This window comes from Neptuniibacter marinus (assembly GCF_001597725.1).
Lineage (GTDB): Bacteria > Pseudomonadota > Gammaproteobacteria > Pseudomonadales > Balneatricaceae > Neptuniibacter > Neptuniibacter marinus.
Genome location: NZ_LUTR01000063.1, coordinates 1 through 344 on the forward strand (window position 1 = coordinate 1; position 344 = coordinate 344).

The following is a 344-nucleotide window of genomic DNA, read 5'->3' on the forward strand; positions in this document are numbered from 1 at the left end:
TCTTTCTTTTCGAAATGCTGAGAAGATCGTATAAAAGCTAATCTGCTTAGTGGGCGTGTAGCTCAGTTGGGAGAGCGTCGCCCTTACAAGGCGAATGTCGGGAGTTCGAGCCTCTCCACGCCCACCACTAAGCACTCGATAATGCTTTGGCGTTATAGAGAGCGGGTTTAGTCCCGTATTATGTGGAGTGGTAGTTCACTTCTTTGGGATAGCGGTCTGTCACTCAAGGTGGAGATCGAGGTCGCGGGTTCGAGTCCCGTATTATGTGGAGTGGTAGTTCAGTTGGTTAGAATACCTGCCTGTCACGCAGGGGGTCGCGGGTTCGAGTCCCGTCCATTCCGCCA

Annotated in this window: 2 tRNA genes; both read left to right on the forward strand. The window is 52.3% G+C overall.

The annotated features are described in order from the left end of the window. Positions 1–51: 51 nt before the first annotated feature. A tRNA-Val gene (locus tag A3774_RS16055) sits at positions 52–127 on the forward strand. 140 nt (positions 128–267) lie between these two features. Continuing rightward, positions 268–344 (forward strand) — tRNA-Asp (locus A3774_RS16060).